The sequence below is a fragment of the Maritimibacter sp. DP1N21-5 genome, assembly GCF_019218295.1.
Lineage (GTDB): Bacteria > Pseudomonadota > Alphaproteobacteria > Rhodobacterales > Rhodobacteraceae > Maritimibacter.
Map to the genome: position 1 here is coordinate 72,796 of NZ_JAHUZF010000002.1, position 15,557 is coordinate 88,352.

Annotated in this window: 15 protein-coding genes; 7 read left to right on the forward strand and 8 right to left on the reverse strand. The window is 63.3% G+C overall.

Features of this window, described 5'->3' with window-relative positions; all coding sequences use genetic code 11:
- Positions 1–56: 56 nt before the first annotated feature.
- The 4 genes from KJP29_RS00935 to KJP29_RS00950 all read right to left on the reverse strand — a co-directional run bounded on the left by KJP29_RS00935 (position 57) and on the right by KJP29_RS00950 (position 1,963).
- Positions 57–533 carry an SRPBCC domain-containing protein gene (locus tag KJP29_RS00935; protein WP_255553381.1) on the reverse strand — a complete coding sequence of 159 codons (477 nt, stop codon included), beginning with the start codon at positions 531–533 and terminating at the stop codon, positions 57–59.
- Between the two features lie 28 nt (positions 534–561).
- Positions 562–1,014 (reverse strand): SRPBCC domain-containing protein, encoded by a 453-nt coding sequence (locus KJP29_RS00940; RefSeq protein WP_218461665.1) that lies wholly within the window; start codon positions 1,012–1,014, stop codon positions 562–564.
- Complete coding sequence (locus KJP29_RS00945) at positions 1,011–1,373, reverse strand: ArsR/SmtB family transcription factor (RefSeq protein ID WP_370630750.1); 363 nt, start codon at positions 1,371–1,373, stop codon at positions 1,011–1,013. Before KJP29_RS00945 ends, KJP29_RS00940 begins: the two co-directional genes overlap by 4 nt.
- Positions 1,374–1,474: 101 nt before the next feature.
- The gene (locus KJP29_RS00950) at positions 1,475–1,963 is read right to left on the reverse strand and encodes an SRPBCC domain-containing protein (RefSeq protein ID WP_218461667.1); all 489 of its coding nucleotides are present in this window, start codon (positions 1,961–1,963) and stop codon (positions 1,475–1,477) included.
- Positions 1,964–2,094: 131 nt separating this feature from the next.
- Here KJP29_RS00950 and dnaE point away from each other — a divergent pair, with 131 nt between their 5' ends.
- Both dnaE and KJP29_RS00960 read left to right on the forward strand, forming a co-directional pair.
- A complete protein-coding gene (gene dnaE, locus KJP29_RS00955; protein ID WP_218461668.1) occupies positions 2,095–5,640 on the forward strand; it encodes a DNA polymerase III subunit alpha in 3,546 nt (1,181 codons plus the stop codon).
- A 7-nt stretch (positions 5,641–5,647) separates the two neighbouring features.
- Positions 5,648–6,247: a hypothetical protein gene (locus KJP29_RS00960; RefSeq protein WP_218461669.1), complete on the forward strand. Its 600-nt coding sequence runs from the start codon at positions 5,648–5,650 to the stop codon at positions 6,245–6,247.
- Positions 6,248–6,254: 7 nt separating this feature from the next.
- On the opposite strand, the gene KJP29_RS00965 is transcribed toward KJP29_RS00960, so the two are convergent.
- The gene (locus KJP29_RS00965) at positions 6,255–7,373 is read right to left on the reverse strand and encodes a cobalamin-independent methionine synthase II family protein (RefSeq protein ID WP_218461670.1); all 1,119 of its coding nucleotides are present in this window, start codon (positions 7,371–7,373) and stop codon (positions 6,255–6,257) included.
- Positions 7,374–7,441: 68 nt separating this feature from the next.
- Entirely contained in the window at positions 7,442–8,965 is a 1,524-nt protein-coding gene (locus KJP29_RS00970; RefSeq protein ID WP_218461671.1) for a catalase, read from the reverse strand.
- A 174-nt stretch (positions 8,966–9,139) separates the two neighbouring features.
- Between KJP29_RS00970 and KJP29_RS00975 the strand changes: the two genes are divergently transcribed.
- Complete coding sequence (locus tag KJP29_RS00975; protein WP_218461672.1) at positions 9,140–10,045, forward strand: formate/nitrite transporter family protein; 906 nt, start codon at positions 9,140–9,142, stop codon at positions 10,043–10,045.
- Positions 10,046–10,074: 29 nt separating this feature from the next.
- Here the strand turns inward: KJP29_RS00975 and KJP29_RS00980 are convergent, their stop codons facing one another.
- A complete protein-coding gene (locus tag KJP29_RS00980) occupies positions 10,075–10,302 on the reverse strand; it encodes a SlyX family protein (RefSeq protein WP_218461673.1) in 228 nt (75 codons plus the stop codon).
- 75 nt (positions 10,303–10,377) lie between these two features.
- Here KJP29_RS00980 and KJP29_RS00985 point away from each other — a divergent pair, with 75 nt between their 5' ends.
- From KJP29_RS00985 to hisG, 4 genes are all read left to right on the forward strand, one after another.
- Positions 10,378–10,704 (forward strand): hypothetical protein, encoded by a 327-nt coding sequence (locus tag KJP29_RS00985; protein ID WP_218461674.1) that lies wholly within the window; start codon positions 10,378–10,380, stop codon positions 10,702–10,704.
- A gap of 89 nt (positions 10,705–10,793) precedes the next feature.
- The gene (gene hisS / locus KJP29_RS00990; RefSeq protein WP_218461675.1) at positions 10,794–12,440 is read left to right on the forward strand and encodes a histidine--tRNA ligase; all 1,647 of its coding nucleotides are present in this window, start codon (positions 10,794–10,796) and stop codon (positions 12,438–12,440) included.
- A complete protein-coding gene (locus tag KJP29_RS00995; RefSeq protein ID WP_218461676.1) occupies positions 12,433–13,542 on the forward strand; it encodes an ATP phosphoribosyltransferase regulatory subunit in 1,110 nt (369 codons plus the stop codon). Before hisS ends, KJP29_RS00995 begins: the two co-directional genes overlap by 8 nt.
- On the forward strand, positions 13,539–14,237 hold the full coding sequence (hisG, locus tag KJP29_RS01000) for an ATP phosphoribosyltransferase (RefSeq protein WP_218461677.1): 699 nt from the start codon (positions 13,539–13,541) through the stop codon (positions 14,235–14,237). The genes KJP29_RS00995 and hisG overlap by 4 nt, the downstream gene beginning before the upstream one ends.
- A gap of 69 nt (positions 14,238–14,306) precedes the next feature.
- Here the strand turns inward: hisG and KJP29_RS01005 are convergent, their stop codons facing one another.
- Entirely contained in the window at positions 14,307–14,951 is a 645-nt protein-coding gene (locus KJP29_RS01005; RefSeq protein WP_218461678.1) for a response regulator transcription factor, read from the reverse strand.
- Positions 14,952–15,557 lie beyond the last annotated feature (606 nt).

A 15,557-nucleotide genomic window follows, 5' to 3' on the forward strand; every position in this document is an offset into this window, starting at 1 on the left:
GTCCTTCTGATGGCGAGGCGTCGCCACTACCCGACCCTCTCAGGACGGGCGATACCTCAGAGCGCCTCGGCGACGTCGGCCAATTGCCCCAGCGCCGCCGTCCAGCCCGGTTCGAACCCCATCTCCTGGTGCCGCTCCCTGGTGGACGCGTCCCCGTGAAGCGCCCGGGCAACGATCCGCGTCCCGGACTCGATCGCTTCGAGCAGATAAACCCCGGTCATGAAGCCGCCCTCGCGTGGCCGGAACCCGGGGCCCATCGCGTCGGTAAAGGCGAGCACACGATCGGGTTCGGCCAGAAGGACACAGCCCGGTCCTGCGTCCTGCACCTCGCCATCGGGTCCGAACATGGGCGTGTGGAATATCCCGCCCGGTTCCGCCTCGATCACCGCGTCCCGAACCGCCCAGGGCACCGGGCAAAACCAACGCTCCAGAAGGGCGGCCTCGGTCAGACAGCGCCAGACCACGGCCGGCGAGGCGCCGATCACCCGTGACACTTCCAGGTCCGTTTCCGGGTCAAATCCTTCGATACGCATGGTCAGTCACCTCCGTTGTATCCGTCCATCAACCAAACTGCGCCGCGAGCGCGTCGATGAGTGCTTCCATCCCGCCCTTGCGCATATCGCCGCCGTCCGAGTCCTCGAAAAAGGCGCCCTGTTCGGTATAGTCGAGCCGCGTTCCCGCCTCGGTCGCCGCAAGTTCCACTGTGACCAGCGACGACGAATGCACGCGCCCGTCCCATGTCATCGAATAGGCATAGACGATCCGCTCGCCGTCCCGGATGTCGAGGTAATGGGTGCTGTTCTCGTGGATGCCCTTGGCCGGTCCGTCCTCCATCACGAAGCGCCCACGTTCCTGGCCGCCGACCCGGAAATCGAGCGCATAGTCCGCCGAGGCGATGTGCGGGTTCAGGAACCATTTTCGTTTCAGCTCTTCCTCGGCGAAGGCACGAAACACGGCCGAGGGGCTGGCGCCGATGACACGTGTGAAGGCAAAGGTCTGATGGTCAACACTCATGATGAGCCGTCCTTGTCGTCTTGAAGGGGAGGGTTCGGGAACGGATGTGTTTCCGCTTCGATCTGCCGCGCGAGCGCGTCGAGCCGGTCGAGCCGCCTCTCCCAGATGCGTTTCTGCGTGGTGAGCCAGCTTTCGACCGGGGCAAAGGCGTCGGGCGTCATGCTGACGATCCGTTGCCGCCCTTCCTTGCGCGTCGCGACAAGGCCGGCTTCCTCCAGCCGCTCCACATGGCGCAGAAAGGTCGGTAGCGCCATGTCGTGCGGGGCGGCCAGCTCCTTGATCGGTGCTTCGCCCTGCACCAGCCGCTCGATCACCGCGCGGCGGGTCGGGTCGGCCAGGGTCGCAAAGAGAAGGTTCATATGGTTAGTCATGAGGCTAACCATATGCGCAGGACCCGCCGGGTCAAGCAGAAAGTTAGTCCTGGGACTAACTTAATTCCTCGGATGCCGCCTTGGACCCCTCAACGAGTCGAAAGTTGTTCCAGATGCGCCAAACCCTCTTCCCAGCCGATGAGGGGCGAGGCTTCGGCGTTTTCCGCATGCATAAGACGCGCTTCGAGCCGCGTGCCGGACGCGATCTCGTGGAACTCGACGATCAGGGTCGCGGGCGATTTCGTCCCGGTCGGCCGATACTCGGCCCCGAGCGCCGTGGTGACTGCGAAGAGGCGGTTCTCGTCCAAGTCCAGAACGCAGCAATTGATCGTCTCCAGCCGCGCGCCTGCCCGGGTCTGGGTCAGGTCGAACCGACCGCCACGCCGGGGATCGACAAGCGCCGAGGCGAGTTCGATCCCGCCGGGGCGGAACCAGTGCACGAGCGTCGCACCATCGGTGAACCCCCGCCACAGCAACGGGGGCTGCACCTTGAGATACCGCGTAACACGCGTTTCCGTGGTCGGACCGGGGCGAAACCCGGCGCCCGTCGGGGGGCCGGGGTGGGGAAGTGCTGACATTCTGCCTCGCGAGGGAAGGGGTCTCTGGTTTCCGGGAAGGTTGCACGCCACGCCCGAGTCGTCTCAACACGTTTTTGCACCGCGCACCCGTCTTGGCTTGCTCCCGCCGACGGTGGCCTTACCTTGGGCGCATGGCTGCCGATCCCCGATTCATTCATCCCCGTTTCGTCCACCTGCGGGTGCACTCCGAGTATTCGCTGCTCGAGGGGGCCGTGCCCGTCAAGAAACTGCCGGGGCTCTGCGACGCGATGGACATGCCCGCCGTCGCGCTTACCGATACGAACAACATGTTCGCCGCGCTGGAATTTTCCGTAACAGCGAGCGGTGCGGGACTGCAGCCCATCGTCGGGTGCCAGATCGACGTGACGTTCGAGCCGCCCGTTCCCGGCGAGCAGCCCAAAGCCCCCGCGCCGGTGGTCCTGCTCGCCCAGACCGAGCGCGGCTACGAGAACCTGATGAAGCTCAATTCCTGTCTCTACGTCGACAAGCACGGCGCGATGCCGCAGGTCACGATGGAGGAACTGGCGGCGCATTCGGCGGGCCTCATCTGTCTCTCCGGTGGGGCGCTCGGACCCGTGGGCATGATCCTGCAAACAGGAAACCGCGCCCGGGCCGAAGAGCTGATGCGCCGCTTCCTCGGCATCTACGGCGACAGGCTCTATATCGAGCTTCAGCGCCACCCCGGCGACGGCGGGCGCACGACGGAGGCCGAGCAGAAGACCGAACGAGGCTTCATCGAGATGGCCTATGCGATGGAGATCCCGCTTGTCGCGACCAACGACGTCTATTTCCCCAAGACCGAGCTTTACGAGGCGCACGACGCGCTCATCTGTATCGCCCAGGGCGCCTATGTCGACCAGCAGCAGCCGCGCCGCCGGCTGACCCCCCAGCATTACTTCAAGTCGCCGCAGGAAATGGCGACCCTCTTCGCGGACCTGCCCGAGGCGCTGGAAAACACCGTTGAAATCGCCCGCCGCTGCGCCTTCAAGACCTACAAACGCGACCCGATCCTGCCCAAGTTCGCCGACGACGAGGTGGTCGAACTGCGCCGTCAGGCCAACGACGGCCTCCAAGCCCGCCTCGCCGTGATCCCCCATGCGGTATCGGTCGAGGAATACCAGAAACGCCTCGATTTCGAGCTTGATATCATCGAGGGCATGGGCTTCCCTGGCTACTTCCTTATCGTGGCGGACTTCATAAAATGGTCCAAGGAACAGGGGATTCCCGTGGGTCCGGGCCGGGGGTCAGGGGCGGGCAGCCTCGTGGCCTATGCGCTGACCATCACCGACCTTGATCCGCTGCGCTATTCGCTGCTCTTTGAACGCTTCCTCAACCCCGAACGGGTGTCGATGCCCGACTTCGACATCGACTTCTGCATGGACCGGCGCGAGGAAACGATCCGCTACGTGCAGGAGAAATACGGGCGCGACAAGGTGGGCCAGATCATCACCTTCGGTGCGCTCCTGTCGAAAGCCGCCGTGCGCGACGTCGGCCGGGTGCTGCAAATGCCCTATGGGCAGGTGGACCGGCTGTCGAAACTTATCCCGGTCGAGGGCGTCAAACCCGTGTCCATCGCGCAGGCGTTGAAGGACGAGCCGCGCCTGCGGGAAGAGGCGCGGGCGGAAGAGGTCGTGAACCGGCTCCTCACCTATGCCCAGCAGGTCGAGGGGCTTTTGCGCAATGCCTCGACCCACGCGGCGGGCGTGGTGATCGGGGACCGGCCGCTCGATGCGCTGGTGCCGCTTTACCAAGATCCGCGCTCGGACATGCCCGCGACCCAGTTCAACATGAAATGGGTCGAACAGGCGGGGCTGGTGAAGTTCGACTTTCTGGGCCTCAAGACTCTGACCGTCATCCAGAACGCGATGGACCTCATCGCGGGGCAGGGGCGCGACCTCCATACGGCACCGGATGGGAGCCAGCTTTACATCCCCGCCGAAGGGGCCGAGAACCAGATCAACGCGATCCCTCTGGACGACGAACGCACCTATCAGCTTTACGCCGCCGCCAAGACCGTCGCCGTGTTCCAGGTGGAATCGACGGGCATGATGGACGCGCTCCGGCGCATGAAGCCCACCTGTATCGAGGACATCGTGGCGCTCGTCGCGCTCTACCGTCCCGGCCCGATGGAGAACATCCCGGTCTATTGCGAGGTCAAGAACGGGCTGCGCGAGATCACCTCGGTGCATCCCTCGATCGACCATATCCTTGCCGAAACCCAAGGCATCATCGTCTATCAGGAACAGGTGATGCAAATCGCGCAGGTCATGGCGGGCTATAGCCTTGGCGGCGCCGACCTGTTGCGCCGCGCGATGGGGAAAAAGATCAAGGAGGCGATGGACGCCGAGCGCCCGAAATTCGAGGAAGGGGCGGCTAAGAACGGCGTCGACAAGAAGAAGGCGTCGGAGGTCTTTGACCTTCTGGAGAAATTCGCCAACTACGGCTTCAACAAATCCCACGCGGCGGCCTATGCCGTGGTATCCTACCAAACGGCGTGGCTCAAAGCCAATCACCCGGTCGAGTTCATGGCCGGTGTGATGAACTGCGATATCCACCTGACCGACAAGCTGGGCGTCTATGCCGAAGAGGTCCGCCGGGGGCTCGGGATCGAGATCGTGCCGCCCTGCGTGAACCGGTCGCTGGCGACGTTCAGCGTGGATCAGGGCCGCGTCGTCTATGCGCTGGGTGCGCTCAAGAACGTGGGTCTGGAGGCGATGAAGCTGATCGTGGAGGGGCGTCGCGCGGACCCGCGCGCAAAAGAGGCGGGCGAAAAGCCCTTCGTCAACCTCTACGACCTGGCCCGCCGGGTGGACCTCAAGCGCGTCGGCAAACGCCCGATGGAGATGCTCGCCCGCGCCGGGGCCTTTGACGAGCTGGACGGCAACCGCCGCCGGGTGTTCGAAAGCCTCGACGCGCTTGTGGGCTACTCCGCCGCGATCCACGAACAGCGGGCGTCCAATCAGGTGTCGTTGTTCGGGGAAGCGGGCGACGACCTGCCCGAACCGCGCCTGTCCAACTGCCCCGACTGGCTGCCCAACGAACGTCTGGCCGAGGAGCACAAGGCGATCGGGTTCTATTTGTCCGGCCATCCGCTGGACGACTATATGCCCGCGCTGAAACGCAAGGGCGTGCTGACGCTCGAGGAACTGACGAAAAAGGTCGCACGCGGCAATTGCGTGGCCAAGATCGCGGGCGCGGTCGCCGCCAAGCAGGAACGCAAGTCCGCCAAGGGAAACCGCTTCGCCTTTGTCGCCATGACCGACCCCACGGGGGCCTGCGAGATCACGGTCTTCTCGGAAACACTGGAGGCCAACCGCCAGTATCTGGAGACCGGGTCGAACGTGGTCGTGACCGTCGAGGCGACGATGGAGTCGGAACAGTTGAAACTGCTCGCCCGGTCGGCGGCGCCTGTGGACACGGTGGTCGCGGATGCCGGCGGCATGGCGCTGAAGGTCTTCGTCAACAACGCGGGCGTGGTGGCGACGGTGGCGTCGCTACTGGAGAGCGCAAAGGCACAAGCCAAGGGGGCGCGGCCCGGCCCGGTGTCGCTGTGCCTGATGGACCCGGCGCTGCCGGGGGAGGTGGATATGGACCTGGGCGTAGAGTTCCCGCTCAACCCGCAGATCAAGGGAGCGCTCAAGAGCCTGCCGGGGGTTGTGCAGGTGGAGGAGGTTTAGGGAGTTGTTGACACTATCCTTGGACTGGAATTGCGTAGTCGAGGTTGAAGAGGGGCGTTCGCAGTCGAAGGACGTTTTGCGTCTGGTTGAGCATCATCGAGCCGGCACCGCTGATGTCGCCTTACTGGCAACTTCCGCGTCTGAAAACAATCGTTCGAAACGATTTCCCGGGAGTGCAGCGGTTTTCAAAGAGCGGATTTTTGCATTGGGCTGGGACGACCTGCCTATCGTCTCAACTCCAGGAATTTTTGGGCTCACTTATTGGGATTGGTCGTTTTATGTTGGCGATGGTCCTAAGTTTAAGCGCGACATTGCAGCCTTATGGACGGTAATTTCCCCCCGCGTCGATAGGGATCTTAATTCATACTTGGTGGAAGGAACCGAACTGACAGCTGAGGCTATTCAGGGACCTGAACTGTATAAATGGCGGAACGCTTGGTGCGACGTTCATTCGGCATATTCACACATTCACGCCCAGAGATCAGTTTTCGTCACGAATAATATCAGAGACTTTCAAGCCAATGCTGCCGATCTAGGTGCCTTAGGCATGCGGTCGATCAGAACACCTAGATTGGCGTGCGCAGATTTGGATGCTGCAAGAAGTTGACTGGCGCTCAACCCACCAAATCCGCCCCCTTCCGCAGATTGGCAAGCTTCTTCCACGTCACCTCCGGGTCGATCTTGCCATACCCGGCGAACGTCCCGAACCCGCAGTCCGTGCTCGCCACGACCCGGTCTTTCCCCACGATGCCCACGAAACGCTCCAGCCGTTGCCGGATCAGTTCCGGGTGCTCGACGTAGTTCGAGCAGGTGTCGATGACGCCCGGTGCCAGCACCTTGTCCTCCGGCACGTCGGCATCCCGCCAGACCGTCCATTCGTGCTCATGGCAGGGGTTCGCGCTCTCGAACAAAATCGTGCTGGGCCGCGCGGACAGGACCACGTCGATGACCTTCTCCAAGGGAATGTCGTGGTCGTGCGGGCCCTCGTAGTTGCCCCAGCACAGGTGCATGCGCATGCGGTCCGCCGGTAGCCCCTCGGTCGCGGCGTTCAATGCCTCGACGTTGGCCGCGGCGATCTTGACGAATTCGTCCTGCGACATGTCCTGATAGCCGGTATGGGCCGACATCGCCAAATCCGGGCAGTCGAACTGGATGTCGAAGCCCGCGTCCAGAATGGCCTCGTACTCGGGCCGCATCGCCGCCGCCAGGTCGGCCAGATAGGCCTCGTGCGAGGGGTAGTATTTGTTCACCTGAAAGGCGGTAATCAGCCCCGGCGAGGCGGCGTTCATGAAGGCGCGGCCCGTGTCGCCCTCGGCCCCGAGCGCGTCCTTGAACCGGCGGATGTCGTCCAGTGCCGGTTGCAGGTTCACGAGCTTCACTTCCCCGATGCAGGAGGCGCGTGTGAACTCCTGCCTGCCCATGATGGCCGACAGTTTCTTGGCCAGATTGGGGTGCGCGGCCAAGTCTTTAGCGGGTTTGCGGTCGATGTGGCCGCCGAAGCCGCTCAACCGCTCTTGCATGTAAGTGGAATAGCCGACCTTGCCCAATTCGCCGTCCGAGATCACGGTCACGCCAGCCGCGCGCTGGTGGCGGATCGCCTCGCGGATGGACGCCTCGACGGTCGCCTCGAATTCGGCCTCGTCGTAGGCTTCCTTGTGGTCCTTGGCGATGAGGAGTTTCGACAGCTCGTCGCCGCGCGGCAGGCTGCCGACGTGGGTGGTTTCGATGGTCATGGTGGCCTCCCCGAATGGTGCTTTGGGCAACAGACCATCCGGAAAGGCGAAAGGCAACGCGGTTCGCGTCAGCCTTTATTGCTTTTGGCTATAGCCTCGGCCGAGGCCATGCCGGGCGCCTTGGATTCGCCGCCGATCTTGTCGCGCACGGCCTTTTCGATGGCCTTGCCGACCTCGTCGTCGATCTGTTTCCAATAGTCGAAAGCACGAAGCAGGACCTCCTCCGACACGCCGTCCGCCAGATGACCGGCGACATTGTCGACCAGCCGATCCCGGGCGGCGTCGTCCATCACCTCGCGCACGAGGGCATGGGCTTGGGAGAAATCGTCGTCATCCTCGCGCAGGGTATAGGCTTGGCGCACCATGTCGCCGTCGGCGTGCCAGAGACCCGCCTCCTGTGGCAAAGGCTGCGCCGCCGGACCGCCATAGGAATTGGGCGCATAGACCGGGTCGGTAACCGGCACGGTGCGGGCCTCACCGTCCTTGGAGTAGCTGTGCACGGGCGATTGGGCGGCATTCACCGGGATCTGCTTGTAGTTCACCCCCAGCCGGGCGCGGTGTGCGTCTGCATAGCTGAAGCCACGGGCCAGCAGCATCTTGTCGGGCGACAGGCCCACGCCCGGCACCATGTTGTTGGGCTCGAACGCCGCCTGTTCGATCTGGGTGTGGAAATCGGTAGGGTTCTTGTTGAGCGTGAGCTTGCCCACCTCGATCAGCGGATAATCCTTGTGGGGCCAGACCTTGGTCAGGTCGAAGGGGTTGATGCGGTAGGTCTTGGCGTCCTCGTAGGGCATGATCTGCCACGAGAGCGTCCATGTCGGAAACTCGCCCTTCGCGATGTGATCGAAAAGATCGCGGCGGTGGTAGTCGCCATCGGAGCCGGCGAGTTCGTCCGCCTCATCCTGCGAGAGATAGGCGTTGCCGTCCCCCTGATCGGTGTGGAAGTGGAACTTGACCCAGAACTTCTCGCCCTCCGCGTTGACCAGCGAATAGGTGTGGGACGAATAGCCGTTCATCTCGCGCCAGGTCTTGGGGATACCCCGGTCCCCCATGAGATAGGCGACCTGATGGGCGCTCTCCGGCGACAGGGTCCAGAAATCCCACTGCATGTCATGGTCGCGCAGGTCGTTGTCGGCACGGCGTTTCTGGCTGCGGATGAAGTGCTGGAATTTCATCGGATCACGCACGAAGAAGACGGGCGTGTTGTTGCCCACCATGTCGAAATTACCTTCGGTCGTGTAGAACTTGACCGAGAACCCGCGCGGGTCGCGCCAGGTGTCGGGGCTGCCGCGTTCCCCCGCGACGGTAGAGAACCGGATGACCACGTCGGTCTTCACACCTTTCTGGAAGAGCGCCGCCTTGGTGTATTTGGACACGTCGGCCGTGGTCTCGAAATGACCGAAGGCGCCGCCGCCTTTCGCGTGGGGCTGACGTTCCGGGATCCGTTCCCGGTTGAAGTTGGCCATCTGCTCGAGAAGGTAGTGGTCGTTGAGGACGATGGGGCCGTCGGGGCCGATCGTCAGGGAATGCTCGTCGCTCTGAACCCGGATCCCGGCGTCCGTCGTGGTGGGGGGTGTCTTGTCGTCGGTCATGGGGGCCTCCGTCCTGATGCCTTCGACTTCCGAAACCAGCGCCGGGCGGGGGAAGTTCCAAGAGCCTGCGGGTCCGAAGCGAACACGGGCGTGACGGGGACCGTGCACGCGGGCGGAATGAACCTTTCGCGCCCTGCGTTCGTTGTCAGCCCGTATCGGGACGGGACTTGGACCATGGGCGAACCAGACAATATCGAAGAGAAGGAAAAGCGCGAGGAGCAACTCGTCGAGGCCGAAGAAGAGGAACAGGTGCGCGAGGCCTCGAAGCTTTCGCCCTCGACGATCTACGAAGTGATCCGGCTCGACGGCGAGGAAGAGCTCGAACGCAACAAGCTCTCGCTCCTTTGGTCCGGGATTTCCGCCGGGATCGTGATCGCCTTCTCCGTCCTGGGCGAGGCGATCTTTCGCACCTATCTGCCCGACGCGCCCTGGTCCTATCTGCTCGAGAATCTTGGCTACTCGCTTGGATTTCTCGTGGTGATTACCGGGCGGATGCAGCTCTTCACCGAGAACACGATGACCACGGTCCTGCCGCTTCTGGAGGACCCGACGTTCCGCATGTTCCGGGCAATTCTGGCTCTCTGGGGGATCGTGCTCTTGGCAAATGTCGTGGGCGCCTTCGCCGTATCGACCTTCATCGCCTACGCCGGGGCAATCCCGGACGAGATCATGCCGGCGCTCTTCGACCTGTCGCGCCACGCGACGTCGATGCCGGCGTCACAGGGTTTTGCGCGGGGTATTCCGGCGGGGGTGCTGATCGCGGCGATCGTCTGGATGATGCCTCAAGCACAGTCGTCGAGCATGGTCGTGGTAATCCTTTTCACCTGGCTCATCGCGGCCGGAGATTTCACCCATATCATCGCGGGCTCCGTCGAAATGGCGCTTCTCGTGGTGACGGGCGAACTGCCGGTGGTCGAGGCGGTGGGTCGGTTCTTCCTGCCTGTTCTGGCCGGCAACGTGGTCGGCGGCACCGTGATCTTCACCATGCTCATCTACGGGCAGACCCGGCGGGATCGCCAGCGGCGCGAAGAAGAACGCGCCCGAGGGCGGCGCCGGATGCATGTGATCGACCTGCGCTGACGCGGGCCCCACTTGGGTAGGCGTTCCCGCTACCAGTGCGGCGGTTTCTGGTCGGCAAGCGGGATCGACGAGCCGGTATCCGCCTCTCGCTGCGCCTCGCGTTCCATCAGCATCTGAAGCCGACGGGTCACGCGGTCCATCTCCCGGTCATGACGGGCGAGCACATCCGACAGATCCTCGAGCGCGCGGGTCAGATGCGCGACCTGAATCTCGAGGTCGGTGATGCGGTCCTTGTCGGAAGGCGTATCGGCAGACATCGGCGGCTCCTTTGATCCGCGTCATAGCGGAGGGTGGCGCGGGATGCGAGACTTCCCTGACAAGGAGGTGCCACGATGAAGCTTTGGAAAACCCATTTGGCGGGTGCGGTGGCGAGTGTCATGGCCACGGCGGCGATGGCCTACTCGGGCGAGTTCTACGTCACCTGCCGGCTCGATCCGCGCGGCGATAACTGGCTTGCGCTCAAGTCCGCGCCGGACATCTCGTCCCAGCGGATCGCCAAGCTCGGACCGGGGACGGTGTTGCGCACCTGGGACCCGGCGCCGGTGGGCAAGTGGCGCAAGGTGACGGTGGTCGCCTATGCCGATGACGAGGCTCCCGTGACGGGGCCGTCGGGCTGGGTCCATACCGATTACATCTGCTACGTGGACCTGTCGCGGTAACCCGTGCTGGCGCTTGTCCTGATGGGCCGAACGGGCTAGACCCCGCGCGACACGGCGCGAGCCGCAGGAGAAGCCAGACGGGACGATCCATGGCCAAGGACAAGAAACAACCCCGGCCCAAGGCAGAGACGCCGAAGGGCTTTCGCGACTACTTCGGGGCGGAGGTCGAGGACCGCCGTACCATGCTGGACACGATTGCCGGGGTGTATCATCGCTATGGCTTCGATGCGCTGGAAAGTTCGGGCGTCGAGACGGTCGAGGCGCTGGGCAAGTTCCTGCCCGACGTGGACCGCCCGAACGAGGGCGTCTTTGCCTGGCAGGACGAGGACGAGCAGTGGATGGCGCTGCGTTACGACCTGACCGCGCCCCTGGCCCGCGTCTATGCCCAGCACCGCAACGATCTGCCGACCCCCTATCGCCGCTATGCGATGGGACCGGTCTGGCGCAACGAAAAGCCCGGACCGGGGCGGTTCCGGCAGTTCTATCAATGCGATGCGGACACGGTCGGCACCGCGAGCATGGCGGCGGACGCCGAGATCTGTGCGCTCCTGTCGGATGCGCTGGAGGCCGTGGGCATCCCGCGCGGCGACTACGTTGTGCGGGTGAACAACCGCAAGGTGCTCAATGGGGTTTTGGAGGTGGCAGGGCTACCGGAAGATGCGTTCACGGAACGGGGCATCGTTCTCCGCGCAATTGACAAGCTGGATCGGCTAGGAAGCGACGGCGTGCGCGCTTTGTTAGGTCAAGGCCGCAAGGACGAGAGCGGCGACTTCACAGAAGGCGCAGGACTTTCTTCTTTCCAGATCGAAACGATCATGGCCTTTGCTGACGCGACTGCGAGGATCAATGCGCGGCTTTCAGAGATAGCTTCCGACGCAATCGAGAAGGGCCTTCCAAATTCTCGCTTGGTCCGCGCGCTTAATTCCACTCTGAACGAAAATGCTGTTGATGCGACTGTGGCGCCACACGATCCAGAGTCTGGCCAGTATCGAATGTCAGTTACGCTCGATTATTTGAGCGAAATTGTTGGAAATTCGGACGTTGGTGCAGAAGGCGTGAACGAACTACGCGAGATCGCCGATCTCCTCGCCGCCCAAGGCTACGGCCCCGACCGCATCGTTATCGACCCCTCGGTCGTGCGCGGCCTTGGCTACTACACCGGCCCGGTCTTCGAGGCGGAGCTGACCTTCGAGATCCTCGACGAAAAGGGCCGCCCGCGTCAGTTCGGGTCGGTCGCCGGTGGCGGCCGCTACGACGACCTCGTGGCACGCTTCACCGGCCAGACTGTGCCCGCTGTCGGCATGTCCATCGGCGTTGATCGTCTGCTCGCCGCCCTTCGCGCCAAGGGGCGGCTCGACCGCGCCGCCGAGGGGCCTGTCGTCGTTACCGTGATGGACCGTTACCGCATGGCCGATTATCAGGCGATGGTGGCGGAGCTGCGCAATGCGGGCATCCGGGCCGAGGTCTATCTGGGCAACCCGAAGAACTTCGGAAACCAGATGAAATACGCCGACCGTCGCAATTCCCCCATCGCGGTGATCGAAGGCGGGGACGAGAAGGCGCGCGGCGTCGTGCAGCTCAAGGACCTGATCCTTGGCGCCGAGATCGCGAAAGACGCAACGTTGGAAGAGTGGAAGGAACGCCCCTCGCAAGTCGAGGTTTCGCGGGCTTCACTCGTCGACGAGGTTCGAAAAATGCTAGCCTCGCAAACTCCGTCGCAGGTGTCCGATGCCTGAGGCACTCGACAAGGCCGCGGTCCGGGCCGAGGCTGCGCGGCTGCTCTCGGCGTTTCAGGACGCTGGCGCCGTGGTGGTCGAGACCCCGATCCTGCAACCGGCGGAGACGCTCCTCGACCTCTACGGCGAAGACATCCGCGGGCGCGCCTATGTGACTCACGACCCGATCATGGGCGAGGCGATGCTGCGCCCGGATTTCACCGTGCCCGTCGTCGAACGGCACATGGCCGAGGGCGCGGAACCGGCGCGCTATGCCTATGCCGGTGAGGTCTTTCGCAAGCAGGAAAATGACCCGCACCGCGCGCCCGAGTATTTCCAGGTGGGCTACGAGGTCTTCGACCGGACCGATCCGGCCGCTTCGGATGCCGAGGTCTTCGCGCTGTTTCACGACCTGCTCGCGCCTTTGAACCTGCGCGCGGCGACCGGTGACATGGGGATCCTGATGGCGGCGGTGAACGGGTTGTCCACCACCGAACGGCGTCGGCGGGCGCTTCTTCGGCACCTGTGGCGGCCGCGCCGGTTCCGGTCGCTCATCGATCGTTTCTCGGGCCGCGCGCCCAACCCGGAGGGGCGCGAGGCGCTGGCCAAGGGCGATCCCTTCGCCGGGCTCGATGCGCCCTTCATCGGGCTGCGCACCCGGGCCGAGGTCGAGGAGCGCGTAGCGGCACTGGCCGAGGATATGGCGACCCCGCCAATCCCTGAGGCAGAGGTCGCTCTTCTGTCGGACCTCCTGGGCATCCGTGAAACGCTGTCCAACGCCTGCGAACACCTGCGCGATCTGGCCGTGGACATGCCCGCCATCGCCAGTGCCGTGGAACGTTTCGCCGCCCGCAACGAGGCGATCAAGGCGCGGGGGATCGACCCGGACGGGATTGATTTCGAAGGGTCCTTCGGGCGCACCACGCTCGAATACTACGACGGCTTCGTTTTCGGCTTCCATTCGGTGGCGCGTCCGGACCTTCCCGCGGTCGCCACCGGCGGGCGCTATGACGCGCTGACGCGGGTGCTGGGACGCGGCCGGGAAATTCCGGCCGTGGGTGGCGTGATCCGCCCCGAGCTGACCCATGCTCTTGGACGGCTGCGAGAGGGGAGCGCGACATGAGCGTGAAACTCGGTGTGCCGTCGAAAGGGCGGCTCATGGAAAAGACCTTTGACTGGTTCGCCCAGCGCGGCGTGACGCTGACCCGGACCGGATCGGACAGGGAATACGCTGGCGCCGTCGAGGGCATCGACGGGGTCGAACTCGTGCTTCTGTCGGCGGGGGAAATCCCGCGCGAGCTGGCCGCCGGGCGCATCCATCTGGGCGTCACGGGGTCGGACCTCGTGCGCGAAAAACTCGGGCTCTGGGAAGAACAGGTCGGGGAACTGGCTCCCATGGGGTTTGGTCATGCGGATCTGATCATCGCCGTGCCGAAGGCCTGGGTCGATGTCACCACGCTGGACGATCTGGATGCCGTGGCGGCCGCGTTCCGGCGTCACCATGGGTTCCGGCTGCGCATCGCCACGAAGTATCACCGGCTGATCCGGGACTACCTGCGCGACAACGGCGTGGCGGATTACCAGCTCGTCGACAGCCAGGGCGCGACCGAGGGCACGGTGAAAAACGAAACCGCCGAGGCCATCGCGGACATCACTTCGACCGGTGAAACCCTGCGCGCGAACCACCTCAAGATCCTGTCGGGCGGGCCGGTTCATCGCAGTCAGGCGACACTGTTCAAATCGCGCCGCGCGCCCTGGACGAAAGAGGACCGGGCCACGCTGTCGGCGCTGTTGACGCGGCTCGGACTTGGACCCTAGTCATGCAAACGGCCGGGCGATGCCCGGCCGATACTGGACCCAGGACCGGGCTTCCCCGGTCTGAACTCTTTACTGCAAACGGGTCTTCTGAACGGCGAGGATAACTTCCACGCGGTTCTTTGCGTCGAATTTCTGGAGAATTTGGGTCATGTAGTATTTGACCGTCTTCTCCGAGAGACGCAAATTCTTGGCAATGTCCCGGTTCGACGCACCGCTCATCAGCTGTTCGACGATCTGGTCTTCCCGCGCCGACAGGGCGATCTCGGGGTCGGACTTGGCGGTTTCGGCTGTGGCGCGGTTCATTTCCCGGAACAGCCGGATCGCCAGCTTCGGCGATACGAACTCGCCACCTTCCATGACGGTGTTGATCGCCTGGAACAGCTCTTCGCAGCTCGTTCCCTTGACGACATATCCGCGCGCGCCGTTGCCCAGTGCGGCCATGCAATCGTTGGGTTTTTCGGAAGCGGTAAAGACAAGCACGCGCGAGTCCTCACCCAGCGCCGAGATGGTCTCGATGGCCTTCGCCACGTCACCCGGCATGTGAAGATCCATCAAGAGGATGTCGGGCCGCAAATCGCGGGCGGCTTCCACTGCTGCGTTGGCGTCGGCCCCTGTCGCCACGACGTCGCACAGACCGGACTTCGACATGATGTCAGCAAGCCCCGAAAGCACGATCGGATGGTCGTCGAATAACCCCATTGTGTAGCGTTCCATGTCGCTACTCCCCCCTGGCAATAAGTCGCGCATCACTCGCGCGCTCTAGTCAATTTGCACCCGTAACAGGTTGTGAACGCCTTTGTGCGGCGAAATAACCGCGGCGTTCACAACATCGAAACCGTTTACTCTTACTCCCCAACTCATAATTACGAGAACTTGGGAATTTCACCAAACGGTTTAAGAACGCCGCACGCAAATCTGGAAGTCCGAACCTGCTCGAACGGCAGGGGCGATGGACCTAAATCATTGTGAAACAATGGATTCAACGAGCCTCACAAATGCGTCACTGTGCTTCAGTTGTGATTCCGATGATGTTCGATTGTTGATGTTTTAAGCGCAATCGAGCGGGTTTTTGAGCTTTGAAAACCGCCTGGCGCCGTGCCGACGAGCCCCTGACAGGCGAATCGGTTTGCTAACAGAATCATCGTGGCAAGATCATGGCGAAGATCAATCAACTTTAGGATGAAGCCGGAAGAACCAGTCTCCTTATTGGTTCTGACCTTGGTCGAATGAACCCTTGGACCAGGGTCTGGCCGCGGCCTGACCTGCGTCGCAAAAAGCGCCCGACCAATGGATTCGTTCGAATCCGAGAATCGCATCAGC